Raw genomic sequence first — 24,686 nt, forward strand, 5'->3', positions numbered from 1 at the left:
TATTTAACGGTGAAGATAATCCTTTGTGGATTTTATAGGAAGTCTTTACAACTCCAGAATGGGTTCTTTTTGCAGATCAATTTGTTGCAGATGGAGTAATATGATGTCCTTTCAACCAATCGAAGCGATTAAACTCTAAAAGTCGGGTTTCAGAGTCGTCATTAAATATCTCCTCTATTACAATAAAATGTCGGTGTTCATCGTCACCAATGTAGCCCAAAAGGATGTATTCCCATTCATTACCATCCCACATAAACTTGAGAATGTGTGTAGATATAATATCCTCTCCATGGCTGTAATCTTCAATTAGTTGTTCGCGCTTTTCATCATCTTCTACAAAGTGAGCTTTTTGCTCCCACAATTCACTGCGATCTAAATAAGCATGGATGATCAAATCGCCATCTAACTGTGTATGATCATGCTTGTGTTTTATCTTAAAGTGATCAAATGAATGGACTTGAGGTGCACTAACATAGTATCCGGTGTAGAATTGCCCGGAAGCAGTAATTGTTAGTAGCAAAAAAAGAAAGTTGGTGACTGTTTTCATTGCTATTTTTCCGTTTAGGGTATAAAATCAATAGCGGCTGACAGTTCAAAAATGATAATATTTCGAAATCAAAGTCAAATAATAAAGAGCAACCAATAGAATGTATCGATAAAATCAAGATTTATCACAACAAAGGTCTTTTTGAAATGACATTTCAGGAGCAGGAACTTAATTTATAAATTCGCCTTTTCTAGAATAACTATAAAAAATAGCTCAATGAAATTCGGAACAAAAGCATTACATGCTGGTATAGAACCCGATCCTAGCACAGGGGCAATCATGACTCCTATTTTCCAAACTTCAACGTATGTTCAAGATGGTCCAGGATTACATAAAGGGTATTCATATGCTCGTACACATAATCCCACCAGAGATGCTCTTGAAAAGAATTTAGCTGCGCTAGAAAATGCAAAATTTGGTAGGTGCTTTGCTTCTGGAATGAGTGCAACAGAAACTGTTATTAAAACACTTCGTCCTGGTGATGAAGTAATCAGTACAGGCGACCTGTATGGTGGTAGTTTTCGTCTCTTCACGCAGCTATTTGAGCAATTCGGAATCAAATTCACATTTGTTGATATGACAGACCCGAAGAATGTTGAAGAGGCAATCAGTGATAAAACTAAATTACTTTGGATTGAAACACCTACCAATCCACTGTTAAACATTATTGACATTGAAGCTGTGAGTGCAATTGGGCATAAGAAAGGGACTAAAGTTGCTGTAGACAACACATTCGCTTCGCCGTACCTTCAGAACCCTCTGGATCAGGGTGCTGATATTGTCATGCACTCGGTTACAAAATATATTGCCGGACATTCGGATGTTATCATGGGATTTCTTGGAACCAATGACTCTGAGATAGATGATCAGTTTGGATTCATTCAGAATTCAAGTGGGGCCATCCCTGGACCTCAAGATTGTTTCTTAGTTCTTAGAGGTGTTAAGACCTTGCATTTAAGAATGCAAAGACATTGTGAAAATGGTGAGGCCGTAGCTAAGTATTTAAAAGACCATCCAAAAGTAGATAAGGTATTTTGGCCTGGATTTGAAGATCATCCCAACCATGATATTGCTAAAAGGCAGATGCGAGGTTTTGGGGGAATGATTTCTTTTATACAAAATGAAGATACTATCGAAAAGGCTGAAGAAACATTGAGCAGTTTCAAGTTATTTAGCCTGGCTGAATCTCTTGGAGGTGTGGAGTCTCTTGTGGGACATCCAGCAGGAATGACTCATGCCAGTATTCCTAAAGAAAAGCGAATTGTAGGAGGACTTACAGATTCTCTGATCCGGTTAAGTGTGGGTGTGGAAGATATTGAAGACCTCTTAGCTGATTTGAAACAAGCCATTAAGTAAAAAAAATAACTCCGCAAATGCGGAGTTATTTATGCTAAGTCGAAAAGGTATCATTTCGAATTGGTGGTGAAATGATGATATGAAGATAGTCGTTATATTAGATGTTATAGAGTCTATTTCGACTAACTCGTTGAATAAGTCTAAATCAGATCCATAACTTTCGATAAACGGAAAATGCTCAAATTCAAAAAGGCAATTAATCAACTACTACACTCCTTAATGATTCAGTTGACATTTCATCATCTGAAGAAAAACCTAGCTTTATTGACCGTATGGGTCATCATTTTCGCATCGTTTTCTGGAGGTCTTGGTAAAGTTTATGGTATCCACTATTTATTTCTTGATCCAGAATATCTTGGTGAAGTGAGCTTTTGGAGCTTTTTTCTAGTTGGCTTGGCGTTTGGAAATTTGATGATGGCATGGCACATCACTACTTACATTTTAGATAGTCATCGATTTAGGTTTATTGGTGTTTTACAACGCCCTTTCACAAAATTCTCCGTCAACAACAGCCTCATTCCTCTTCTCATTCTCATCGCCTACATTCTAATGATCATTAGGTTTCAGGTCAACAATGGGCTCGCGATGAATCTAGATATTTTTCTTTTTATCGGAGGCTTAATCTTGGGGATAGTAGCTATGCATTTATTGATGATTATCTATTTCAGATTTACCAATAAAGACATTTTTATTTACCTGGCAGGTTCCGTTGACAAGCGACTTAGACGCAATGTGGTCAGTAGAGACCGGGTAATGAATAAGGTCAGAGAAAACAGAGCAGACAAGTACAATGTCACCAATTACCTTGATCTTAAATTGAAGGTTCGTTCCACTGAACAAATAGTTGACTTTAGAAATAAGGAAGCGATAATCAAAGTCTTTGACCAAAATCATTTCAACTCAGTAGTAGTAGAATTGATCATTATCGGTGTAATACTATTGCTCGGTTTCTTCATGAATATTGAGTTTCTACAAATCCCTGCTGCAGCAAGTTCGCTATTGATCTTTGCTATTGCTGTTATGCTGGTTGGAGCGATCAGCTATTGGTTTAAAACCTGGGGTCTTGCTTTTTCTATTGGAATTTTCATTTTGGTAAATGTGAGCGTAAAAGCAGGATTTGGAAAAGGGTTAAATCAGGCAGCAGGCATTGATTACGATACCATCAAAACAGCATACTCTATTGAAAACCTAGAAAGGATTCACTCAAAAGAGCAATACATTCATGACAAGATGCACATGCTCCAAACGTTAGAAAATTGGAAGTCTAAGTGGAAGAATCCAAAAGAACAAAAAATGGTTTTCTTGTGCGTAAGTGGTGGTGGCCAAAGAGCTGCTTTATGGGCGGTAAACTCTCTTTTAAAAGCAGATAGTGCTTTAAATGGCACCCTCATGCATCAAACATTTATGATAACAGGAGCTTCTGGTGGTGTCATTGGAGCTGCTTATTATCGTGAAATGTTTCTTAGAAATCGAAAGATTGCACTGAGTAAGAATAAAGATGTTCTAATAGAGAACATGGGAAAGGACAACCTTAACCCTGTTATTTTCGGGCTTCTCGTAAATGATCTTTTTTTTAAGCTAAGAACGCATGATTATGCTGGTAGAACTTACAGCATAGATCGTGGATATGTCTTTGAACGAAGCTTAAATAAAAACCTAGGACACACACTTGATAAGCAAATAAGCGCGTATAAAGACTTAGAGGTAAAATCAGAGATCCCCACACTCATCATGTCTCCCACCATAGCTAATGATGGCCGTAAACTCTATATTTCTTCCCAACCTGTCACATACATGACCACATCATCTTCGGTACTTGATGACAAGGAGTCTAAAGTACGAGCAGTAGATTTTCAGACATTTTTTAGGGTTAATTCTCCAGGTGAACTGAGTTTTTTATCTGCGTTGAGGATGTCTGCATCCTTTCCGTATATCACGCCAAACATTAGTTTGCCTGCTGAACCAAGAGTTGAAATTATGGATTCAGGAATCTCAGATAATTTCGGAATCTCAGATGCTGTTAGATTTATTTGCGTCTTTAAAGATTGGATAGAAGAAAATACCGGTGGTGTAGTTCTCCTGGCTGTAAGAGATACAAAATCAAATTCACCCATAGAAAAAATTCCAAATCCATCTGTAATAGATCGGCTAACCTATCCTATTGCAAGTGTCTACAACAATCTCATAAAGATGCAAGACATCAATAATGACCTTCGAATTGAACAAATGAGATCATGGTTTTCAGGAGATATTGATGTAGTAGAATTAGCTTATGACTCATACACTAATAATGCAAGTCAAAGTCAAGCAGAACGAGCGTCATTGAGTTGGCATCTGACTTCTAAAGAGAAGCAGCATGTGATAAATAATATAAATATCAACAGCAACAAAGAGTCAATAAAACAACTCCAGCGGTTGCTCAAAAGCTCATCAACTCCTTAAATCTGGAAGTTTGTCTTCGACTTACCTCCACCTCTGTACCATCCTTTAAATACAACCGGATAGTTCCGCTAAACCAAGGTTCTATTTTGTCTATCCACTTCATGTTAATTATTTGCTGTCGATTGGCTCTGAAAAAGATTTTAGGATCTAACCTACTCTCCATATACTGGAGTGTTTTTGGAATCATTGGTTTATGATCTTCAAAGTAAATCCTGGTATAATTATCCCATATTTCGAATAGACGAACTTCTTTCAACGTAACAAACCAGCACTTCTCGCCATCCTTTACAAAAACCTGGCTATTTTGATTAAGGACTTCTTTAGGATCGCCTTTCTTTTCAAGGTTTTCGCGCACTCTTTGTAATGCTAGTATAAGTCGATCATCTGTAATGGGTTTCTTTAAGTAATCCAGAGCATTGTAGTCAAATGCTTTTATTGCATACTCACTATAAGCCGTTGTAAAAACAATCTGCGGTACTTCATCCAACATTTCAAGTAGCTCAAAACCATCTTTATCCGGCATCTGAATATCCAGAAAAACCAAATCAGGTTTCAGTTCTTCAATCATTTTCTTTGCATCATCTGCGTTTTCAGCTTCGCCTATCACTTCTACATCCTTATGGTTTTGCAGTAAGAATTGCAGCTCTTGACGAGCTAATCGTGTATCGTCTACTAATAATGCTTTCATTTTTCTATTGGTAATTTTAATCTAGTCTGAACCATGTTGCCTTGTTGCCTCAATTCCAAGTCAGGTTCACTGTCAAACAATATTCGTATTCTTTCAGTAGCATTTCTCAGTCCGATACCGCTACCCATTTTTTCTTTTAGTTTACCGGTGTTGTTCACTTCTAAAATTAAGTTCTTACCTTCTTTTTCTACTGAAATTAAAATATCCCCTCCATTTTTAATCTGAGATATGCCATGCTTCACCGCATTCTCAGCCATAAGTTGAATAAGCATTGGCGGAATCTTACAATTGTTAAGCTCTTTTTTACTTAGAATTTCATAATGCAAGCGATTTTCATAGTGAATACTTTCGAGCTCCAAGTATTTGTTCACAATTTCAAGTTCTTCAGCAATTGTCACCTTTTCATTGTCATTGAATTGAATTGAGTACCGAAGCAACTCTGAAATATGTGAAACCATATCTCTAGCTTTCATTTGATCTTCCAGAATTAATGCTCTTATATTGTTGAGTGCATTGAATAAAAAATGGGGATTTATTTGCGCCTTCAAAGCAATGAGTTCTGCGTCTTTAACTGCAGTCTCTAATCTCCATTTTTCTACTTCTTCTTTCTTATAGTTTCTGAAAAAATAAATAATCAAGTAAATCGCCACCCACAAACTGAAGTATACAAATGTCTGAATGGTGAATAGCAAGAAAAGCATTGGGCTGATTCTATTAACATCAATAATGTCTGTTGTAGAAAGTGTATAACCTGTAATGATTCCATTTGCAAGTACTGCCAAAATAAAAAGAGCTGGAATCAATCTAATTATTAGCTTCTGAACTCCTAATTTCAGCCAACCATCCAACTTCATCTTATACCTTAGGAGATGAGTAGATAGAAACATTACAGCCCCGCCAAAAAACTGAGCTAAGATTACCCATACATCTACGTTATCATAAAAAAGGAATGATACAATTGCTCCGATGATTGCGTAAGTAGTCCAACCAATTGATTGCAGTAGCCAGTAAGAGTTATTTCTTGTCATTCATTTGAATTTCGATACAAAGAAAGAGAAGATGACAATTGATTTATTATGCTTTGAAGTGAATGGTCATAACTCCTACATGAATGGAAACAAAAAAGCCCACATATGATTATGCGGGCTACAATTTTTCTTCTGGCTTATTTATAAAAACTTCTCAACAGGTGTATATGGCATATCAAATGCTTCCGACACTCCTTTATATACGATCTCGCCATTTATCACATTTAGTCCAAGCTTCAATTCATTACTATCGATACAAGCCTGCTTCCATCCCTTATTTGCAAGCTGAATAGCATATGGAAGTGTTGCATTTGTTAATGCAAGCGTTGAAGTGTAAGGCACTGCTCCCGGCATATTCGCAACGCAATAATGAACGACATCATCAATGATGTAAGTTGGATCTTCGTGTGTTGTGGGTTTGCACGTTTCTATACATCCTCCCTGGTCTACAGCTACATCAACAAGAACTGTTCCTGGCTGCATTTCCTTTAACATATCTTTTGTTACCAAGTGTGGAGCTTTTGCTCCAGGTATTAAAACAGCCCCTATAATTAAATCATGTGTACTGATAAGTTCTCTAATATTGTATTCACTACTCATGAACGTATTCACATTCGCTGGCATGACATCATCAAGATATCTAAGTCTTTGAAGATTTAAATCCATCATAGTAACATCAGCTCCCATACCTGAGGCCATTTTTGCAGCATTTGTACCAACAACACCACCTCCCATGATCAAGACTTTAGCAGGTCTTACACCTGGAACTCCTCCAAGCAGTATACCTCTGCCCTTCAATGGTTTCTCAAGATACTTAGCTCCCTCTTGTACAGACATTCTTCCGGCCACTTCTGACATTGGAACTAACAATGGTAAAGACCTATCCGGACGTTCAACAGTCTCATAAGCCAAGCATACTGCTCCACTTTCAATCATTGCCTTTGTTAGTGGTTCATGAGACGCAAAATGGAAATAAGTAAAGATTAGCTGATCCTTCTTGCATAACTTATATTCGGGTTCGATGGGCTCTTTTACTTTAATTATCATTTCAGCTTTCTCATACACAGCCTCAATTGTCGGAAGTATGCTAGCCCCTGCTTCTTCATACTGGTCATCTGTAAAACCACTTCCATCACCAGCAGTCGATTGAATATAAATATCATGGCCTCTCTTTGTAAATTCTACTACTCCAGAAGGAGTAACGGCCACTCGATTTTCGTTGTTTTTAATCTCTTTTGGAACGCCTATTATCATGATAATTAAAATTAAAGATGGCAAATATAGGGTGCTCATTTAATAGACTAACTAACATTTTAAAATACAAAATAACCATGAATTAAATATTAATTTATTCAGAATAATATTCTGTTTAATTATAAAAAATGAATTTTAATTTCAATAACAAACCAATAAAAAAATCAAACAATACTTTTGTATCGTTCGTTTACTTTTAAAAATGATCGAAAATGCTTATTTTTGGAAGTGGTCATTTTGTATTTAAACCAAAAAATTCTTTAAGAATATGAGTGAGGCGAAAAACAAAACTAAACTTCCTGTTTCGATAGAAGAAATACTTCAGGATTATCAATTAGCTATTGAAAGCCGAGAAGCAAGCCTTATTGGCAGGAAGGAAGTTTTTATGGGTAAAGCCAAGTTTGGAATTTTTGGCGATGGAAAAGAAGTACCACAAATAGCAATGGCTAAATTTTTCAAGAATGGAGATTGGAGATCAGGCTATTACCGTGACCAAACTTTTATGATGGCCATTGGTCAACTAAACACTCAGCAATTTTTTGCTCAATTATATGCTCATACAGATGTAAACGCAGAACCTGCATCAGCAGGAAGAATGATGAATGGTCATTTTGCGACAAGATACCTTAACGAAAAAGGGGAATGGTTAACACAAACGGACAAGAAAAATAGTAGTGCAGATATCTCTCCTACAGCAGGTCAAATGCCTCGCCTATTAGGCTTGGCTTATGCTTCAAAGCTTTACAGAGAGAATAAAGATCTATCTGAATTGGAGGACTTCTCAATCAATGGAAATGAAGTTGCGTTTGGCACTATCGGAAACGCCTCTACCTCCGAAGGACATTTTTGGGAAACCATGAACGCCGCAGGTGTACTTCAAGTACCCATGGTAATGTCCGTTTGGGATGATGGTTATGGAATATCTGTTCCTCAAAAATATCATACAATCAAGGAAAGCATCTCTGACGCGCTTAGTGGATTTCAAAAGACTAAAGACAAATCTGGCTTTGAAATTTTAAAAGTGAAAGCCTGGGATTATGTGGCTTTGTTAGAGACGTATAAAAAAGCGATTGACATTTCACGAAAAACTCACACTCCTTGTTTAATTCATGTGATTGAGGTTACTCAACCTCAAGGTCATTCTACCTCTGGATCACATGAAAGATATAAGACCAAAGAACGCTTAGATTGGGAAAAAAATCATGATTGCATTCTGAAAATGCGTGAATGGATCGTATCAGAAAAAATAGCTACCACCGAAGAGCTTAATGAAATAGAAAAGGAGGCTAAACAAATTGCCAAGCAAGCAAAAGACCGAGCATGGAAATCTTATACTCTAGATATCAAAAAGGATGTTGAAGAGGCAATAAATCTTATTGATAAAGCTGGGATCTCTTCCTCCAAGAAACCTGAAATTGAGAAAATATCAGAAGGTCTTCGAAAAGAGTTAAACCCTGAAAAATCTCATATCATCCGTTCTGCTAAAAAATGTTTGAGATTATTAAATCAAGAAAAGTCTACAGAAAAGCAGACGCTTGCAAACTGGCTTAATGATAAAATTGAAGTTTATGCTGAGCAATTCAACTCCAAACTATATAGCGAATCATCAGAATCCGCTCTAAATGTTGAGACTAACTCCGCTGAATATTCAGATAATAGCGAGTTAGTGGATGGAAGAGAAGTCTTAAATGCCTGTTTTGACAATCTACTAAAAAATGATCCTAGGATATTTGCTTTTGGAGAAGATGTAGGCAAAATCGGTGATGTTAATCAAGGATTTGCTGGATTACAGGAGAAGTATGGAGATCTAAAGGTAACCGATACCGGAATACGTGAAACAACAATTATTGGTCAAGGAATTGGTGCGGCAATTAGAGGTCTAAAACCAATAGCTGAAATCCAATACCTTGATTATTTGCTCTATGCTCTCCAGACTTTATCTGATGATTTAGCAACGCTTCAATATCGCACGTATGGCGGTCAGAAAGCTCCATTAATTATTAGAACCAGAGGTCACAGGCTTGAAGGAGTATGGCATTCAGGATCGCCGATGGGAATGATCCTTCACTCCTTGAGAGGGATGTTTGTATTGACTCCTAGAAATATGACTCAGGCAGCTGGGTTTTATAACACACTAATAGCATCAGATGATCCTGCTTTGGTTATTGAATCTTTAAATGGATATAGACTAAAAGAACGGATACCAGAAAATCTAAATGATTTCAAACTGGCTCTTGGCGAGCCTGAGATCCTACGAACTGGCAAGGATGTAACAATTGTTACCTACGGATCTACCTGTAGAGTCGTAATGGAAGCCGCGAATCAACTGGAAGAAGTGGGGATAGATGCCGAGGTGATAGATGCTCAATCACTTATCCCATTCGATCGCCCTCAAATGATTGTCAAGTCCTTAAATAAAACAAACAGGCTAGTGGTTATCGATGAGGATGTAGAAGGTGGGGCATCAGCATTTATTCTTCAGCAAATTCTTGAAAGAGATAATGGTTATTTTCATTTAGACTCAAAGCCTTTGACAATTACCGGTAAAAACCATCGTGCGGCATACGGTAGTGATGGAGACTATTTCTCTAAACCAAATGTGGAGGAGATCTTTGATGAGATATATAGTATGCATTCCGAAATAGATCCGGAAAGATTCCCAAGTATCTATTGAGTAATATCTTCAAGAAAAAAATCCGGAGAGCTAACCGTATTACTTTGATTTAGAGCTCTATCTATAACCTTGAATCTCACCTGCAGTGGTTTACCTAGAAGAAACTGAAAACCTCCAGATCTGAGGGCATAGCTAATTGTTCCTTGAGTAGCATCTGCATCGAATATGGGTATACGTCCATCAAACCTACCGACACACGTCTCAAAAATTGTATTAAAATCAACTCTGGAGTAATCTCCGTTTGGAAGTCTTTCGTAGAAATCAATAATAATATTGTAATAGTTTTCATTTGGAATGACAAAACCTCCAATCTCTTCTCTACCTATTCGATCTCTATTGGGTCCATCTTCTTCAGGGAAGAAAAAAACAAAATCAATGTAATTTTCACAATCATCACTTCCTATTCTGGGGTCATCGCTTCCGAGCTGGGAGAATGTACCAACACGTTGAAATTCATTAACCTGCTCTGTTCTAAAAAGTTGTCCACCATTGCTATTCAGCCCATCTCTTAGTTGAATAGAGCGAGCTAGAAGCGCTATTGGTGCAGAAAGGTAAGGAGGATTATGTTCACTGTCAGAAGTCAAGATTGCTGAATCTCCATCAAGTACTGCGTTAACAAAATGGTATGGTATTCCTGCGTCTTCTATTTGATCCAATCCAATATTTCCACCACCATCTTCGAAGGAAAAGCTTAACACCAGAGAATCTAATGAATTTTCACTATTGTAAAATTCTATTGCCTGAAACTTTATGCTAGGAGTATCAGGGAAAATATCTTTGTTAAAACATCCGGTCAATCCAAATATTAAGATATAAGAGAGATATTTTAAATATTTATTCATATGTTAAAAACAAAAATAATTCACATTGCCCTTAATTAAACAACAAAATGAGTTTCTCTGAGGATTTTAAACAATCCATGCTCTCTATAAACGAAAAAACCATAGTTGATTGTTCCTTAGAGGCATTCGATTATCAATTTCATACCAATCAGGTATATCGCGAATACTGTAATTACCTTAAAGTAAACCCCAAAACTGTTAAAAAACTTACAGAGATCCCTTTTTTACCTATTGAGTTCTTCAAAAATCATGCGGTAAAAAGTGGAGAATGGAAAGAAAAAAAAATATTTAGGAGTAGCGGCACTACTGACGAAGGTAGAAGCAAGCATTTCATCAAAGATCTGGACCATTATCATACGTATTCTAAAAGCGTATTTGAAAAATCTTTTGGCAGTCTCTCAGAAATTAAAATCATCGCTCTTCTGCCGTCCTATCTAGAGCAAGGTGATTCATCACTCATAAGCATGGTAGATTATTTCATGTCTTATTCTGCTGATGGGTCAGGATATTTTATTGGGGAAGATTTAACGTCTTTGTTAGAAAATGAAGATCCCAAAATTTTTATTGGAGTCTCATTCGCGTTCCTGGATCTTCTAGACAAGTCAGGACCTATTACCTCTCAAAATTGTATTGTTATTGAAACCGGTGGAATGAAAGGACGAAGAAGAGAAATAATCAGAAACGAACTCCATCAAATGCTTAAAGATGGATTTAGTGTAAATACAGTCTTCTCAGAATATGGCATGACAGAACTGCAAAGTCAAGCGTATGGTGAAAATGGCATCTTTCATTTTCCGCCTTGGGCTAAATGCCTGATTAGAGACATTAATGATCCATTCGCTTACCTAGATCAAAATAAAACTGGCGGCATTAATGTTATCGACCTTGCAAACATTGATTCTTGTTGTTTTATCGAGACCAAAGACCTTGGAAGAACGAAACATGAAGGTTTCGAAGTTCTTGGTCGTTTTGATAATAGTGACATTCGTGGGTGTAACTTGATGATTTAGCGAAAAGCATAAAATATTTTGAATGAATCGCTGTTGTATAGTTGATTATTTCTCCTATTTTTGAAGAGTTAGTTATTAAATGAAGAGCTTGCTCTAACAAATAAACCGCTTATGAAACTAAAACTTACTATTCTAGCAGTGATTATCTTGGCAATGAGTGCATGTACTCAAAGAACTTGTCCTACTTATGCTCAAGAAGACACTAAAGAAGTAAAAACAGAGCAACAAGCTAACGCTTAAGTCTCCACATACTTTTTCACATCTCCTACTTTTATCGTGTCTTGTGACATGATAACCAGTCTTTCTATCACATTTCGTAATTCACGAATATTCCCTGTCCAATCATATTTTTGTAATTGGTCAATTGCCCCTCCCTCTAATTCTTTCTTAGCTGTACCATACTCAGTAGCCACTTGCTCCAAAAAATGCTCAGATAATAAAGTAATATCTTCTTTTCTTTCTCTCAAAGGCGGTACCGTAATAACCATCACACTTAACCTGTGATATAGATCCTCTCTAAAGTTTCCTTTTTCTATCTCTTGTTTGAGGTTTTTATTAGTAGCAGCAAGTACTCTTACATCCACACTGATAGACTTGTCTCCACCTACTCTATTGATTTTTTTATCTTGAAGTGCTCTGAGAACTTTAGCTTGTGCTGAGAGACTCATATCACCTATTTCGTCTAGAAACAATGTTCCGCCATGTGCTTGCTCAAATTTTCCTATCCTCTGTTTATGAGCAGATGTGAAAGATCCTTTTTCATGTCCAAAAAGTTCACTTTCAATGAGCTCTGATGGAATTGCAGCACAGTTTACTTCCACCAATGGAGCTTTTGATCTAGTACTCTTTTCATGCAACCATCTTGCAACAAGCTCCTTCCCTGTACCATTTTCTCCATGTATTAAAACACGAGCCTCTGTAGGAGCTACTTTTTCAATGGTTTCTTTTACTTCAGCAATACCTTTTGATTCACCAATAATCTCAAATCCTTTGCTAACCTTTTTCCTCAAAACTTTCGTCTCTGTCGTTAGCTTGGAGCTTTCAAGTGCGTTTCTAACGGTGAGAAGTATTCTATTTAAATCTGGTGGCTTCTGTATGAAGTCATAGGCCCCTTTCTTCGTAGCATCCACAGCTGTATCTATTGTTCCATGCGCTGAAATCATTACGAATGGAATATCAAGCCCCTCTTCAGACACCTTACCCAAAAGTTCCATACCATCCATCTTGGGCATCTTGATATCACAGAGGACCAAATCAATTTTTTCATCTTGCAGTTTTGACCACCCATCTTCCCCATCTTCTCCAGTCAAAACCTCATATCCCTCCTCTATGAGGATATCACTTAAAGCATCTCGTATGCTTTTTTCGTCATCAACTACTAAAATCTTAGACATATATTTTTTTATCAAATTAAGTAAACAAAAAGCAAGCCAGTAAGCCGGGTTCTGTTTTATCCCATCATTTATCTAGCACTGACATCACTATCAGCATCTAACGACCTACCCAATTCTGCTTGGGTGAGCAACCCTTAAAACGCAGAACCTATTTGGTCTTTCAGCACGTAAGGTTTACCATGCGTCCAATGTCACCATTCGACCGGTGAGCTCTTACCTCACCTTTTCACCTTTTCCAAGACGGTAACCGTCTTGGTAGTTTATTTTCTGTGGCACTTTCTCTAAACTGACTGTTACCGTCAGCATGCTTCTTATTAGGAAGTACGTTGCTCTATGCTGCCCGGACTTTCCTTACTGACGATACTGTCAGTACGATAGGTCAGCTTGCAATTGCAAAAGTATTTAATGTATATCTTTTCCTGTGATTTTTAACTCCCAATCATCGGCATGCCTGGCAATTTCAAAAATCATCTCTTTGACCATCTGGTCTTTAAGGTTTATCAGAAAATTTATTGCTTCGACTTTTAGAAAACCATCCTCCACAATAAACTTAGTGTAAGGATAATCCTTTGAGGCTTCCAAGCATTCATTGAAAGGAATGTCATAGGTAAGTTCGCAAACTTTAGATTTTAAATGAACTGCTTCTCTTTTATAGTCAGGATGTTCTATAATATGTCCCGTGACCGTCTGAAATCTTCCGCTTTTTAAAGGAACAATGATAACGGACTGAGTATCGTCATACTCTCTGAATTCACCTCCAATCTCGGCTGCAAAATTCTCACTAAACTTTCTGTAATTCATGGTGGTTAGGTTTTTAACTTACCATAAGGTAGTAATTAAGTTTGAGAAATTTCTAATCTCTAGAATTACAATTCGGACGCATCTTTATCCTCTTCCTCTTCTTTCTTTTTAGCTTCTTCTTCTGTCTCTTCTTTACGCCTTAATATAGCTTCCTCTCTGTTCCTTGTAAGAAGATCTGACAAATCATTGAATGAATGTACAAATCTTAGACTTATCCCAGTTTCTTGATTTTGCTGGTTATCGGTAATTTGAATACGTTGATTTGTATTTCTAAAAACCTTCGCTCTTAATCTGCCATCCTTCGTCAAACTATATTCAACCGACCAATCTCCGACTATATCATTCAAAACATTGTCATTGTTATCCTCAGGATTACCAAAATCTCCGCCTCTTGCCACTTTCAATCGCCCGTTTAGAAGTGTGTATGCAAACCTTAACTGAAAAGAATTAAATGCCTCATTACTTAGGTCTGCAAGATCAATTTCTAATTCAAGGTTTTCGTCTACCTGATTTGCTAAATAACTCAACTGATTGGAAAGTACTTCACTAACACTTTTAGAAACACTGAAGCCTTCATTACTTGTGAAAAAACTTTCTCTTGGCGTGAATCTCCTCAAAAATAGCAAGCTAATGACTTGTCTTTCAAGTTCCTCTTTGTCTAATTCAAGTTGTTTTAAAATTGCATTATTTGCATCAATTGCATCAACTGGATCCTTAAGTCTAATTTCAAATTTAATATCTGGACTTAGTATTGGTCCCGTAAGATCCAGAACAACTAACAATGGCACTTTTTCATTTAAATTTTCTTCCAATTGATTTTCAGGGTTTTTTAAATCCTCAAAAGATGCTCTTTGTAAATAAACAGCCTCAAAATCCAAGGATGCATTGTACGGCTCTCCAAACCACGTTATGGTACTACCTGGAGTAACATCGAAAAGCTTGCTAATCAAAGAAGTACCTCCGAGGCTTGGAGTAAAATTATAGGAGCCTTCATCGATGGTAAGTGTCCCAAACATATCAAATTCTCCATCAGAATCGAGTCTTAATTTAAGATTACCCGTTCCTCTGCCCTGAATAATTTCTCCTGTTCGTTGATTAAAAATTAGTTCACAGTATGCATCTGGGGTGACTTCAATATCAAAATCCAACGTTAGACCAGAGATAGTGAAATCCTCTGTGGCTGCATTTTGTGTTGTGTCCGTAAAATCTATGAATGTGATATACTCTTCCTGACCAACATTCGATCCTTCTGAGATTGGTATATAGAACCTAGTATCTGCCTCTGTTCTTATTTTAGCACTGATATTGAGATCATTTAAAGGGCCTGTTACATTAATTCTTCCGGTTCCATATGTTGAGCCATAGTACAAGCTGTTGTCTAGGGCTGTTGTATTCAGAAACTCGAATTTGTTTGCATTAACCTTAAAGTCGGCGATGAAATCTTTAAAAGAACTGTGCCCCATTCCTCCTGAGACATTGGCATTTGAACCTTTTCTATCAATTAGATCGAAGTTCACCAACGAAATCACTTTAGGATCAAAATCCAATTGCCCATTAAACTTATAATGCGTGTTTAGGTAATTGATAGTAACACCACCACCTTCAATACGACAGTTACCAATAACCCTAGGCGAAGCTAAAGATCCAGTAAGTTTTAAAGAACCGTTTGCTACTCCTTCAATATCGGAGAAGTTTTTAGATAAAAAAGGTTCTCCCATCTTTAGTTCAGCTTCATCAAAAGTAATACTGAAATCGAGTTGTTCACTTTCCTTTTTAGGATAATAAAATCCTTTTACTTGAATCGCATTTACATCTTTTCGTTCTACTTCGACTTTTGTGAAAATACTTTTATTTACAGGGTTCCATTGTGACGATCCACTGACGTCACCAACTATCAAATCATCATATCGTAAATTTTTCAGAAGAAATGCACCATCAAACTGAAAGGATTCATCAGCAGTTTTTCTGAATAGCTTAAAATTGCCATTTAAAAACCCGCTAATCTCCGCATCTGAAAAGAGACCTACTTTATCCATATTTAGGTCTTCCGCAGAAATCAAAATTGAAGTAGGATCGGATTCAGCATAATTTCCTTCAATAGTAATTGATTCACTTGAATCATAAATTTCCAAATTAGAAATTGATGTTCCTTTCTCAGTAATAACTATTTTATTAGTTGGATTAAAATTCCAATTATCATCTAATAGTTGGATATCCGATGGCAACATTTTCAACACTAGGGAATCTTCATAAAGTTTTAGACTGCTTTCTACTCTTACACTACTTGCTGTCACAGGCTGACTAACAATGGTTGTCATTTCTATATTATCATCAAACCAAACACCTTCTAATAAGAGGCCTTCAGTATCCGGCACACCTGGAATAACTTGTCTTTCTGATTCGAAAAGGAAATTAGTAAGTACGCTGGATGCATCAAGATCTTTTGATCCGTTTAATTCAATTATTGGATCATGAAATTCGTTCTTTCCAATAATTAATGTATCGGACTTTAAAAATAGAGACACGTTCACATTCTTACTTTGTCTGAATGATGCATCAATAACTGTTTGACCGCCTATTGAAACTGGAAGGTCAAGTGAGTCAAGATATGGTGAGACATTAGTCACTATAGCATTGAATGACAACTTGTAACTTTCACCACTCCCTACGTACTCAACAGAATCCTCCTTCAATTGGAGCAGGGAAGCATACCCTGATGCCATATTAGGAATGTCTTTCAATACATTAGATACTTTAAATGCACCTTTCAACGAAGACTCAAATCCAGGGAAAGCTAATTCCACAACTCTTACACTATCATCAAAACCTGCAGCAAATCGAATAGAATCAAGAATCAATTCTTTTCCTTCTAAGGAAAAAAGTCCTGAGTCTACCTTTAGCTTCGCCTTAAAATTATCAATATCCAAATCCTCAATTTCAAGATTAATTTTTCCCTTTCCAGTGATTGATTTAGCAGTTAAATTCAAGCTATCGGCATTAAAAATCTCAATCTTTGTATCAATTTTAACTACTTCTTTATCTTGTCTTAAATCGACTCTAGCAATACCATCAACCAAGCAATTTGCATCCTGCACAGAAAAACTACCTTCAAAATAATTTTTCGCAAACTTCCCATCAGCTTCTATACTATCATAAACATATCCCTTCAAGCCACTCTGATACACAAGAGCTTTGAGTTCAAAATCTGCATTTTCAGGCTTAATTCCTTTTCCATTGATAGCTGCTTTCAGATTTACCCTTTGTACCAAATCATTTTGGAAGAAAGCACCAACGTTCACGTCTTTGAACTCCAAATTACCTTCATATGACATCTCTGATGGGTTCTCAGGAATTTTTATGTTTATGTCTGTATGAACTGATCCCTGATTGGTTAAAAAATCACCTCTAGCCACAAAATCATTTAAAAAACCTGCAAAACTCCCAGTGAAATCAATTTTACCCATTTGTTGAAGGTTTTCGGAGTAGTCGCCTATATAGGGTTTTAGATCATCCGGTATTACATGTGAATCAGTAAGATCCGCAAGAATAAAAGTCTGCGAAATATCTGGAAGACCAAAACAGCTTACCCCTCCAACAAAGTAAGAACTGCCATAGCCGAATCTAGTTTCTTCAATATTGAAATCACCAATAGTACCCCAAACAACCCCATCTATGGTGAGATTCTCCTTAACAGCATCAATTCCTAAAATAATCCTCATGTCCTCTTTAGATATTCTGGAATCTTTGAAATGAAGAATAAATGAAACACTATCTACAAAGGATCCAAAATCATCAAGTCCACTATAGAAAAATTCAAGACTATCCGTAATGTGGCTTGTTGGAGTTACGAAATCTAAGTCATTGACGCTCAAAGACTGATTACTTACCCTAAAAACAGTACTAAAATCTTTTACAATAAAATTAGAGTTCAACTCATATCCGCGCATTTGCATAATACTTCCTATAATGGTATCTGTTTTAACAGAAAGCATTGACATTGTAAAATCAGGAATAATAAAATTTAAGTTCGAAAAATCTAGTTTATTGACATTATGTTTCTTTGACCTATCCTCCAAACTAAGCTGGAGATTAGAGAGTGAAACTTCTTCAATATTTAAAAATTTGGACTTATCCTTTTTGGCATCAGTTTTTAAAGCGTCGATAAATTGTGAAAGATTGATTTTAGAGGCACTATCATATTTTGTTAATTTCAGTCGCAATTCTTTTGACTCTACCTCTTCAATATTTAAATATTCTCCATTTATTAAATCCCATACTTCATAATTAACCATTAAATTCTGTGCATAGAGCAATGTATCATTTTGCAAATCACGAATAAACACATCCTCTAAGCTGGCTCGATCAAGCCAAGAGATCTTAATTTTATTTATAGTTATTTCATGATCCGTCTTACTTGAAATAGATTGAAGAACCTTTTGTGCAAGAAAAGTTTGGATGGGTTGGAGTTGAAGCAATAATAGCACTACCAGTACAGCTGATAATGTATAAAAGAAAATCCCTGAAAAAAGCTTCCAGAGTATCTTGCGAACTTGCGATATGGTTATCTTGGCCTTCAAAAAAAGCGGTGGCAGTTATTCTTGGTATAGAGTCCTCTTGTGACGAAACTTCAGCATCTATATGTATTAACGGCAAAGTAATCAATAATGAAATTGCTAGCCAAGCTATTCATGAACAGTACGGTGGAGTAGTTCCCGAACTTGCATCAAGAGAGCATCAAAGAAATATCGTGCCAATCGTCGATCATGTTCTATCTCACTCAAGTATTAACGTAGATGAACTGGATGGAATTGCCTACACAAGAGGTCCTGGATTACTCGGTGCTTTGTTAATTGGATCGAGTTTTGCCAAATCCATGGCTGCATCGTTGAATATCCCAATTATCCCAATTCATCATATGAAGGCACATGTTCTAGCTCATTTTATTGACGATCCAAAACCCAAATACCCATTTATATGTTTGACAGTGAGTGGTGGTCATACCCAAATCCTTCGGGTTAACAGCGTTACTGAAATGATCATATTGGGACAAACCCAAGATGATGCAGTAGGTGAGGCTTTCGATAAAGCTGCAAAACTTCTAGACCTACCCTATCCTGGTGGACCAATGATTGACAAATTAGCCAAACAGGGTGATCCAAATAAGTTTTCCTTTTCTCTCTCCGAAATGCCCAACCTAGACTACTCATTCAGTGGAGTTAAAACATCAATACTTTATTTTCTAAGGAAGGAAATACAACAAAATGAAGCTTTCATTTCGGAGAACTTGAATGATCTATCTGCCAGTATTCAATACTCATTTGTTTCCATGCTTATGGACAAACTAATAAAGGCTGCTAAACAAGAGAGTATTGATAGAATAGCAATAGCCGGGGGTGTCTCCGCCAATAGTGGCTTAAGAAGTGCTCTCGAGGATGCTTCAATGAAATATGGGTGGGAAGTATTCATACCAGATTTTCAATATTGTACAGATAATGCAGGAATGATCGCTATGAGTGGTCATTTGCTCTATGAAAAGCAAGCCTTTGGACAAATGAACGATAGTCCCCTACCTCGAATGCCTTTTTAATAAGTCTATTATATATTTAACCCATGAGTAAGGACAAGAGTAGATTTTCTAACAATATTCAAATCAAAAATCGCAAAGCGAGTTATGAATATGAATTTGTGGAAAAAGTGGAAGCTGGAATAATGCTAAAGGGCACAGAAGTAAAATCTTTAAGAGAGGGCAAAGCGAGTATTCAAGAGGCGTATTGTTTTTTTAGAAAAGGAGAACTCTTCGTGAAGGGCATGAGCATATCTCCATATCTACAAGCCAGTTTTGAAAGTCATGATATGACCCGTGAGAGAAAACTTCTTTTGAAAAAAAGAGAGTTGGAGAAGTTTAAATCAAAAATGGATGAAAAAGGATTGACCATTGTACCTATTAAAATGTATATAAATAGTCGGGGATTAGCCAAACTAGAAATTGCTTTGGCCAAAGGGAAAAAGATTTATGATAAGCGCGATAGTATCAAGAAGAAGGATCAAAAAAGAGAACTGGAACGAATGAAAATATAACCTATGAATACCGTACTGATACTCAATCAAGATTATACCCCTCTGACTGTCTGTTCAGTACAGCGTGCTTTCATGCTCATGTTTCATCAAAAAGCTGATCTTATAGCTGAGGTCAAGGAAAAAAGACTCAGGTCTATCAATCAGTCTTTCCCATTCCCTTCCATTATTAAAGTGAAGTATTATATCTGTATTCCATATAAAGGAGTGGTTATGAGTCGTCACAATATTTTCAAAAGAGATGGTGGTAAATGCCAGTATTGTGGCATTGGCAAAGACCTTACCATAGATCACGTAGTACCCAGATCTAAAGGAGGAAAATCCACCTGGACTAACTTGGTCACTGCATGTAAAAAATGTAATTCCCGCAAAAGTGATTACCCGTTGGAAAAGGTAGGGATGAAACTGTTTAAGCAGCCTATCAAGCCTTCTTATATTACTTTTCTTAAAATGAATACTGGTGCCTACAGAGACGATTGGACTCCATACCTCAATCCTAAAAAAGCAAGCGCTTAACAATTACTATGAAATTCTACACACTAATTCTTATTGCACTACTTTCATTCAATTGCAGTTCGAATACTGATGATGATAAGAAGGAGTCGGAAAGAAGTGAAACTTTAGAACAATTTGCTGAAAAGAGACAAGAGATAGAGGAGGAAATAGAACAGTTAAAGGAAGCATCTAATGATGCTGCCGAAGATGCTAAAAGAGATATTGAAATAACGCTAAGAAAACTTCAAAAACAGCGAAAGAAGGTAGTCAATGAAGCTGATAAACTGCGGAAAGCTACAAAAAAAGAGCTTGATAATGCTATCCAGAACGCAAAGAAAGAGTATAACAGATGGTTAAAGGAAAAAAAGAAGCAGGTTACTAACTAAACAAAAAACCCTGACTACAAATAGTCAGGGTTTTTTAGTGTTTCTTTAAAAAGTATCAGTTTTTAGCTGCTTTTAAAGACTTATAAAGAATTTTACGCGCATTTGACTTTCTAAGTGTTTGTTCCACATCTGAAACAATTCCCATTTTCACTTCGGAATCAATGTTGAGTGCCATGGTAATTCTATCTCTTTCTGCCTCAGTAAGCTTATCCTTTTCCTGGTTAACAAAAAGAGTCAATTCATCTGGCTCCATAAATACATCGTTGGTTTGGATTCTAGGCTCCTCTCCATAAGTTCCTATGTTCCTTGGTTCACCAATGTAAATATGACTTACCAAAGATTTCTTCTGAATTTTAGAAAGCTGATCTGCTTTTGGTAGTATTTGTTTTACCAAAATCTCTTGCTCCCTCATCACAGTTGTTACCATGAAGAAGAAAAGTAACATGAATATAATGTCTGGCAATGCTGCTGTCGGTATATCCTGTGACGATTTTGAATTTTTCTTAAACTTCGACATAGTTCTTACTTATTTATCTGGTTCTGCAATCGAGATTGCTTTAGGTATACCTCGTTTTCCTTGTTCGTACATTCTTTTTTCTACGTCTACCGATTTGTCCAACTCCAAGTATTCTTGTGATGTCAGACCTACCCTTTCAGCGTAGATTTCATTGTATGCTGCTTGCGCCGCATCCAATATATCAATGTACAATTCATAACTGGTACCTCTATTCGCCTTAAATGAAACAATAGCTTTACCCGGATGATCAGAAGATTCAGGACTTTGTTTGGCTCTGGATTTCATCTGAGAAGGCAAGCTATTGTATGTATCAATACCCCCCTGATCAGGATTCCCAAAGTTCAAAATGAACTCCTTTATTTCCATTTTCAATTCCGACATGGGCTTTTCATAAGGATTACCTTCTACCAGAAGCTGATCATTTGAGTTTGCCAATATCTTAAAGATATTTCTTTCTTGAAACTCAACAATTGGTTGATCAGGCTCAGGTGGAGGAGGCAGTTGCATTAGAATTCCTTTATCATTTGCTATCGTGGTTGTCACCAAGAAGAAAATGAGCAAAAGGAAGGCAATGTCTGCCATAGAACCAGAACTCACTTCTGGAGTGCCTCTCTCTTTATTCCTAGCCATTATTCAGCTGCTTTTTTAATTTCTGTATAAACGATACCGCCAATAGCTGCGATGGCAAGAATGTAAAATGTTGTCAATCCTGCTCCAACGAGCTTAGCTGTTGTTTCAGAAGCATCTGATGTATTATCTCCACTTGCGGTAAAAAACGCAACTAAGAAAACAACAATAAGTGCTCCTACTCCCATCCCAATTTTCTTTAAAGAATCGGGATCACCGAACGCCTTCACTAGTGGCATTCCTACCGCAGCAAGAAGGCAAACACCAATGAGTATATATGATATAAATAATCCTACATCAACCATAGTCTAATCAATTTTTAGATTATTTAGAAAGATTATGCTTCACTAGAATATCTACCAAAGAGATAGATGCATCTTCCATGCTATTTACAATTGAGTCTACTTTAGATACTAAGTAGTTGTAGAAAAGCTGAAGAATTACTGCTACTATCAAACCACCTACTGTAGTCAAAAGTGCTACCTTAATACCACTAGCCACAAGTGCAGGAGATACATCACCAGCTTCAGCAATAGCATCGAAAGCTTCGATCATACCAATTACTGTTCCCATGAAACCAAGCATAGGTGCTAGAGAGATGAATAGAGATATCCAAATCATTCCTCTTTCCAGTTTTCCCATTTCTACCGATCCGTAGGCAATAATAGACTTTTCAACCATTTCTACACCCTCAGACATTCTCATCAAACCTTGTGTGAATATAGATGCGACAGGGCCTCTTGTATTTCTACATACTTCCTTAGCTGCGTCAGCACCTCCTGAACCTAGAGCATCTTCCACGTCTGCTAGAAGTTTTTTGGTATTGGTAGAAGCCATGTTAAGATGAATAATTCTTTCAATAGCGATCGCTAAACCAAGAATCAAACATGCAAGAACGATACCCATGAAAGTTGGCCCTCCATCGATGAATTGTTCTTTTACTATTTGGTGAAATCCTTGTGATGGAGCTTCTTCTTCTACAGGAACAATAATCTCAGCAATCTCTTCAACAGGTTCTTCATACACTTCTTCTGCTTGAGCTGAGTCTACAGCTGCAGAATCAGTTGCCGCGTCAGAGTCAGAAAACTCTTGCGCTGTAGCGCTGAAGGTAAATACACCTGCCAACATTAATAGAGTCAATAACTTTTTCATAATTCAGTCTTGTAAGTTAAGTCTTCGGTTTAGTTTAAATATTAAGTTTTAGTAAATCCAAATTTGCATTTTCATTCCCACAAAATTCGCACCATTCATCAAAAAGTGTCGAACTAACTGGGCTTGGACTCTGCAAAAATCGCAGAGAGGAAGGGATTCGAACCCTCGATACCCTTTTGAGATATACACGCTTTCCAAGCGTGCGCCTTCGACCGCTCGGCCACCTCTCTGTAGGTCGTCACTTTTGACGGGCTACAAATAAATCACGAAAAATACCTTTATGCAAGTTTTATTCTAACATCAGACGCATTCTTGACAGATCAGTCTTGCACTAAGTCCATCTCACCTGCTAAAGTGTGCGTCAGACCATGCTTAAGTTTACCTTTATCATTCTCTGTTCCTAATAAAAACATCATTTTTGTGATTGCAGCCTCAGTTGTAATGTCTCCACCACTTAAAACCCCTATATCATTTAATTTTTTACTTGTTTCGTACCTTCCTTGCTCTACCTCCCCTCCTATACATTGGCTTACATTTAATATGATCTTTCCTTCATTGATGGCTTCAGAAAGATATTGAATAAACCAATCAAACTTCATTGTGTTTCCTGAGCCGTAAGATTCAAGCACCACGCCTTGTATTTCCGGGTTACTTAAAATAGACTTTACTGTATGTTCGGTAATGCCGGGGAAAATTTTAAGAATAGTAACATTAGGATTTAAGTCGTTAATAACCTTCAGTTTTCCAGAGGGATCAAATGATTTTAGGGCAGGGTAATTGAATTCAATTTCTATTCCTGCTTCGGCAAGTAATGGATAGTTTTCTGATTCGAATGCTGCAAATGTGCTACTTCTCAGTTTTTGAGATCTAGAGCCTCTCAGTAATAAAAAATTAAAATAGACACATACTTCACTTACTGTTGGCACTCCATTTTGGTGGGATGATGCGATTTCCAAAGCAGTAATAAGATTTTCCCGTGCGTCAGACCGAATAGATCCTATAGGCATTTGAGCTCCTGTAAAGATCACAGGCTTATTCAAGCCCTGCAACATATAACTCAACATAGATGCTGAATAGGCCATAGTATCTGTTCCATGAAGAATAACGAAAGCATCATATTGTGTGTAATTTTCTTCAATAATGTATGCCATGTCTTTCCAATCCTGAATTCCAATATTGGAAGAGTCAATGGGTTTGGGAAAAGAGATTACTGTTAATTTAATATCTAATTGACGTAGCTCTGGAACTCTATCTACCACCTTTCCAAAATTGAAAGGGGCCAATGCTCCAGATGTATCCTGTACCATACCAAAAGTTCCGCCGGTATATATGATTAATACAGAACGATCGCCTGTATCATTGATATTTACAATTTTGTATTTCATAATGCGAAAATCT

At 36.9% G+C, this 24,686-nt stretch carries 22 protein-coding genes, 1 tRNA gene and 1 other RNA gene; 9 read left to right on the plus strand and 15 right to left on the minus strand.

Going from position 1 to position 24,686, the window contains the following annotated elements:
* Positions 1 to 76: 76 nt before the first annotated feature.
* Positions 77 to 547, minus strand: coding sequence for a hypothetical protein (locus ABJQ32_02375; protein MEP5288464.1), 471 nt, complete (start codon positions 545 to 547; stop codon positions 77 to 79).
* Positions 548 to 763: 216 nt separating this feature from the next.
* Between ABJQ32_02375 and ABJQ32_02380 the strand changes: the two genes are divergently transcribed.
* The gene (locus tag ABJQ32_02380; GenBank protein ID MEP5288465.1) at positions 764 to 1,903 is read left to right on the plus strand and encodes a cystathionine gamma-synthase; all 1,140 of its coding nucleotides are present in this window, start codon (positions 764 to 766) and stop codon (positions 1,901 to 1,903) included.
* A gap of 174 nt (positions 1,904 to 2,077) precedes the next feature.
* Positions 2,078 to 4,345, plus strand: coding sequence for a patatin-like phospholipase family protein (locus tag ABJQ32_02385; GenBank protein ID MEP5288466.1), 2,268 nt, complete (start codon positions 2,078 to 2,080; stop codon positions 4,343 to 4,345).
* On the opposite strand, the gene ABJQ32_02390 is transcribed toward ABJQ32_02385, so the two are convergent.
* The 3 genes from ABJQ32_02390 to ald all read right to left on the minus strand — a co-directional run bounded on the left by ABJQ32_02390 (position 4,323) and on the right by ald (position 7,315).
* The gene (locus tag ABJQ32_02390; protein MEP5288467.1) at positions 4,323 to 5,033 is read right to left on the minus strand and encodes a LytTR family transcriptional regulator DNA-binding domain-containing protein; all 711 of its coding nucleotides are present in this window, start codon (positions 5,031 to 5,033) and stop codon (positions 4,323 to 4,325) included. The two genes, ABJQ32_02385 and ABJQ32_02390, sit on opposite strands and share 23 nt — an antisense overlap.
* On the minus strand, positions 5,030 to 6,061 hold the full coding sequence (locus ABJQ32_02395; GenBank protein MEP5288468.1) for a histidine kinase: 1,032 nt from the start codon (positions 6,059 to 6,061) through the stop codon (positions 5,030 to 5,032). Before ABJQ32_02395 ends, ABJQ32_02390 begins: the two co-directional genes overlap by 4 nt.
* Positions 6,062 to 6,202: 141 nt before the next feature.
* Complete coding sequence (ald, locus tag ABJQ32_02400; protein ID MEP5288469.1) at positions 6,203 to 7,315, minus strand: alanine dehydrogenase; 1,113 nt, start codon at positions 7,313 to 7,315, stop codon at positions 6,203 to 6,205.
* A 268-nt stretch (positions 7,316 to 7,583) separates the two neighbouring features.
* On the opposite strand from ald, the gene ABJQ32_02405 reads away from it, so the two are divergent.
* Positions 7,584 to 9,989, plus strand: a complete 2,406-nt coding sequence (locus ABJQ32_02405) for a thiamine pyrophosphate-dependent enzyme (protein MEP5288470.1) — start codon at positions 7,584 to 7,586, stop codon at positions 9,987 to 9,989.
* Here the strand turns inward: ABJQ32_02405 and ABJQ32_02410 are convergent.
* Positions 9,983 to 10,831, minus strand: a complete 849-nt coding sequence (locus ABJQ32_02410) for a hypothetical protein (GenBank protein MEP5288471.1) — start codon at positions 10,829 to 10,831, stop codon at positions 9,983 to 9,985. The genes ABJQ32_02405 and ABJQ32_02410 overlap by 7 nt on opposite strands.
* A 47-nt stretch (positions 10,832 to 10,878) precedes the next feature.
* Between ABJQ32_02410 and ABJQ32_02415 the strand changes: the two genes are divergently transcribed.
* Together ABJQ32_02415 and ABJQ32_02420 are read left to right on the plus strand one after the other, a co-directional pair.
* Positions 10,879 to 11,841 (plus strand): hypothetical protein, encoded by a 963-nt coding sequence (locus ABJQ32_02415; GenBank protein MEP5288472.1) that lies wholly within the window; start codon positions 10,879 to 10,881, stop codon positions 11,839 to 11,841.
* A gap of 111 nt (positions 11,842 to 11,952) precedes the next feature.
* The gene (locus tag ABJQ32_02420) at positions 11,953 to 12,081 is read left to right on the plus strand and encodes a hypothetical protein (protein MEP5288473.1); all 129 of its coding nucleotides are present in this window, start codon (positions 11,953 to 11,955) and stop codon (positions 12,079 to 12,081) included.
* On the opposite strand, the gene ABJQ32_02425 is transcribed toward ABJQ32_02420, so the two are convergent.
* The 4 genes from ABJQ32_02425 to ABJQ32_02440 all read right to left on the minus strand — a co-directional run bounded on the left by ABJQ32_02425 (position 12,078) and on the right by ABJQ32_02440 (position 18,520).
* A complete protein-coding gene (locus tag ABJQ32_02425) occupies positions 12,078 to 13,235 on the minus strand; it encodes a sigma-54 dependent transcriptional regulator (GenBank protein ID MEP5288474.1) in 1,158 nt (385 codons plus the stop codon). The two genes, ABJQ32_02420 and ABJQ32_02425, sit on opposite strands and share 4 nt — an antisense overlap.
* Positions 13,236 to 13,259: 24 nt before the next feature.
* An RNA gene (gene rnpB / locus ABJQ32_02430) (RNase P RNA component class A) lies at positions 13,260 to 13,626 on the minus strand.
* 11 nt (positions 13,627 to 13,637) lie between these two features.
* Positions 13,638 to 14,036 carry a hypothetical protein gene (locus ABJQ32_02435; GenBank protein MEP5288475.1) on the minus strand — a complete coding sequence of 133 codons (399 nt, stop codon included), beginning with the start codon at positions 14,034 to 14,036 and terminating at the stop codon, positions 13,638 to 13,640.
* A 65-nt stretch (positions 14,037 to 14,101) separates the two neighbouring features.
* The gene (locus ABJQ32_02440; GenBank protein ID MEP5288476.1) at positions 14,102 to 18,520 is read right to left on the minus strand and encodes a translocation/assembly module TamB domain-containing protein; all 4,419 of its coding nucleotides are present in this window, start codon (positions 18,518 to 18,520) and stop codon (positions 14,102 to 14,104) included.
* Here ABJQ32_02440 and tsaD point away from each other — a divergent pair.
* Genes tsaD through ABJQ32_02460 form a run of 4 tightly spaced genes read left to right on the plus strand, consistent with a single transcriptional unit; the run spans position 18,475 to position 20,992 of the window.
* A complete protein-coding gene (tsaD, locus tag ABJQ32_02445; protein MEP5288477.1) occupies positions 18,475 to 19,623 on the plus strand; it encodes a tRNA (adenosine(37)-N6)-threonylcarbamoyltransferase complex transferase subunit TsaD in 1,149 nt (382 codons plus the stop codon). The genes ABJQ32_02440 and tsaD overlap by 46 nt on opposite strands.
* 23 nt (positions 19,624 to 19,646) lie before the next feature.
* The gene (gene smpB, locus ABJQ32_02450) at positions 19,647 to 20,114 is read left to right on the plus strand and encodes an SsrA-binding protein SmpB (GenBank protein ID MEP5288478.1); all 468 of its coding nucleotides are present in this window, start codon (positions 19,647 to 19,649) and stop codon (positions 20,112 to 20,114) included.
* A gap of 3 nt (positions 20,115 to 20,117) precedes the next feature.
* Positions 20,118 to 20,627 carry an HNH endonuclease gene (locus ABJQ32_02455; protein MEP5288479.1) on the plus strand — a complete coding sequence of 170 codons (510 nt, stop codon included), beginning with the start codon at positions 20,118 to 20,120 and terminating at the stop codon, positions 20,625 to 20,627.
* An 8-nt stretch (positions 20,628 to 20,635) separates the two neighbouring features.
* Positions 20,636 to 20,992: a hypothetical protein gene (locus tag ABJQ32_02460; protein ID MEP5288480.1), complete on the plus strand. Its 357-nt coding sequence runs from the start codon at positions 20,636 to 20,638 to the stop codon at positions 20,990 to 20,992.
* A gap of 55 nt (positions 20,993 to 21,047) precedes the next feature.
* On the opposite strand, the gene ABJQ32_02465 is transcribed toward ABJQ32_02460, so the two are convergent.
* From ABJQ32_02465 to ABJQ32_02490, 6 genes are all read right to left on the minus strand, one after another.
* Positions 21,048 to 21,509, minus strand: coding sequence for a biopolymer transporter ExbD (locus tag ABJQ32_02465; GenBank protein MEP5288481.1), 462 nt, complete (start codon positions 21,507 to 21,509; stop codon positions 21,048 to 21,050).
* Between the two features lie 9 nt (positions 21,510 to 21,518).
* Positions 21,519 to 22,139 (minus strand): biopolymer transporter ExbD, encoded by a 621-nt coding sequence (locus tag ABJQ32_02470; protein MEP5288482.1) that lies wholly within the window; start codon positions 22,137 to 22,139, stop codon positions 21,519 to 21,521.
* Positions 22,139 to 22,441, minus strand: coding sequence for a hypothetical protein (locus ABJQ32_02475; protein ID MEP5288483.1), 303 nt, complete (start codon positions 22,439 to 22,441; stop codon positions 22,139 to 22,141). The genes ABJQ32_02470 and ABJQ32_02475 overlap by 1 nt, the downstream gene beginning before the upstream one ends.
* Positions 22,442 to 22,460: 19 nt before the next feature.
* Positions 22,461 to 23,288 (minus strand): MotA/TolQ/ExbB proton channel family protein, encoded by an 828-nt coding sequence (locus tag ABJQ32_02480; GenBank protein MEP5288484.1) that lies wholly within the window; start codon positions 23,286 to 23,288, stop codon positions 22,461 to 22,463.
* Positions 23,289 to 23,430: 142 nt separating this feature from the next.
* Positions 23,431 to 23,518, minus strand: a tRNA-Ser gene (locus tag ABJQ32_02485).
* 90 nt (positions 23,519 to 23,608) lie between these two features.
* Entirely contained in the window at positions 23,609 to 24,673 is a 1,065-nt protein-coding gene (locus tag ABJQ32_02490) for an asparaginase (GenBank protein ID MEP5288485.1), read from the minus strand.
* Between the last annotated feature and the right edge of the window lie 13 nt (positions 24,674 to 24,686).

This window comes from Marinobacter alexandrii (genome assembly GCA_039984955.1).
Taxonomy (GTDB): Bacteria; Bacteroidota; Bacteroidia; order Cytophagales; family Cyclobacteriaceae; genus Ekhidna.

What these genes read in the sequence shown, in the direction of transcription:
- ABJQ32_02385 (MEP5288466.1), top strand. Translation starts at nt 2,078, where the DNA reads ATGCTCAAATTCAAAAAGGCAATTAATCAACTACTACACTCCTTAATG.
- ABJQ32_02410 (MEP5288471.1), bottom strand. Translation starts at nt 10,831, where the DNA reads ATGAATAAATATTTAAAATATCTCTCTTATATCTTAATATTTGGATTG.
- ABJQ32_02475 (MEP5288483.1), bottom strand. Translation starts at nt 22,441, where the DNA reads ATGGTTGATGTAGGATTATTTATATCATATATACTCATTGGTGTTTGC.
- ABJQ32_02460 (MEP5288480.1), top strand. Translation starts at nt 20,636, where the DNA reads ATGAAATTCTACACACTAATTCTTATTGCACTACTTTCATTCAATTGC.
- ABJQ32_02470 (MEP5288482.1), bottom strand. Translation starts at nt 22,139, where the DNA reads ATGGCTAGGAATAAAGAGAGAGGCACTCCAGAAGTGAGTTCTGGTTCT.
- ABJQ32_02380 (MEP5288465.1), top strand. Translation starts at nt 764, where the DNA reads ATGAAATTCGGAACAAAAGCATTACATGCTGGTATAGAACCCGATCCT.
- ABJQ32_02425 (MEP5288474.1), bottom strand. Translation starts at nt 13,235, where the DNA reads ATGTCTAAGATTTTAGTAGTTGATGACGAAAAAAGCATACGAGATGCT.
- ABJQ32_02415 (MEP5288472.1), top strand. Translation starts at nt 10,879, where the DNA reads ATGAGTTTCTCTGAGGATTTTAAACAATCCATGCTCTCTATAAACGAA.
- ABJQ32_02395 (MEP5288468.1), bottom strand. Translation starts at nt 6,061, where the DNA reads ATGACAAGAAATAACTCTTACTGGCTACTGCAATCAATTGGTTGGACT.
- ABJQ32_02405 (MEP5288470.1), top strand. Translation starts at nt 7,584, where the DNA reads ATGAGTGAGGCGAAAAACAAAACTAAACTTCCTGTTTCGATAGAAGAA.
- ABJQ32_02375 (MEP5288464.1), bottom strand. Translation starts at nt 547, where the DNA reads ATGAAAACAGTCACCAACTTTCTTTTTTTGCTACTAACAATTACTGCT.
- ABJQ32_02455 (MEP5288479.1), top strand. Translation starts at nt 20,118, where the DNA reads ATGAATACCGTACTGATACTCAATCAAGATTATACCCCTCTGACTGTC.
- ABJQ32_02390 (MEP5288467.1), bottom strand. Translation starts at nt 5,033, where the DNA reads ATGAAAGCATTATTAGTAGACGATACACGATTAGCTCGTCAAGAGCTG.
- ABJQ32_02420 (MEP5288473.1), top strand. Translation starts at nt 11,953, where the DNA reads ATGAAACTAAAACTTACTATTCTAGCAGTGATTATCTTGGCAATGAGT.
- smpB (MEP5288478.1), top strand. Translation starts at nt 19,647, where the DNA reads ATGAGTAAGGACAAGAGTAGATTTTCTAACAATATTCAAATCAAAAAT.
- ald (MEP5288469.1), bottom strand. Translation starts at nt 7,315, where the DNA reads ATGATAATAGGCGTTCCAAAAGAGATTAAAAACAACGAAAATCGAGTG.
- ABJQ32_02490 (MEP5288485.1), bottom strand. Translation starts at nt 24,673, where the DNA reads ATGAAATACAAAATTGTAAATATCAATGATACAGGCGATCGTTCTGTA.
- ABJQ32_02480 (MEP5288484.1), bottom strand. Translation starts at nt 23,288, where the DNA reads ATGAAAAAGTTATTGACTCTATTAATGTTGGCAGGTGTATTTACCTTC.
- ABJQ32_02465 (MEP5288481.1), bottom strand. Translation starts at nt 21,509, where the DNA reads ATGTCGAAGTTTAAGAAAAATTCAAAATCGTCACAGGATATACCGACA.
- ABJQ32_02435 (MEP5288475.1), bottom strand. Translation starts at nt 14,036, where the DNA reads ATGAATTACAGAAAGTTTAGTGAGAATTTTGCAGCCGAGATTGGAGGT.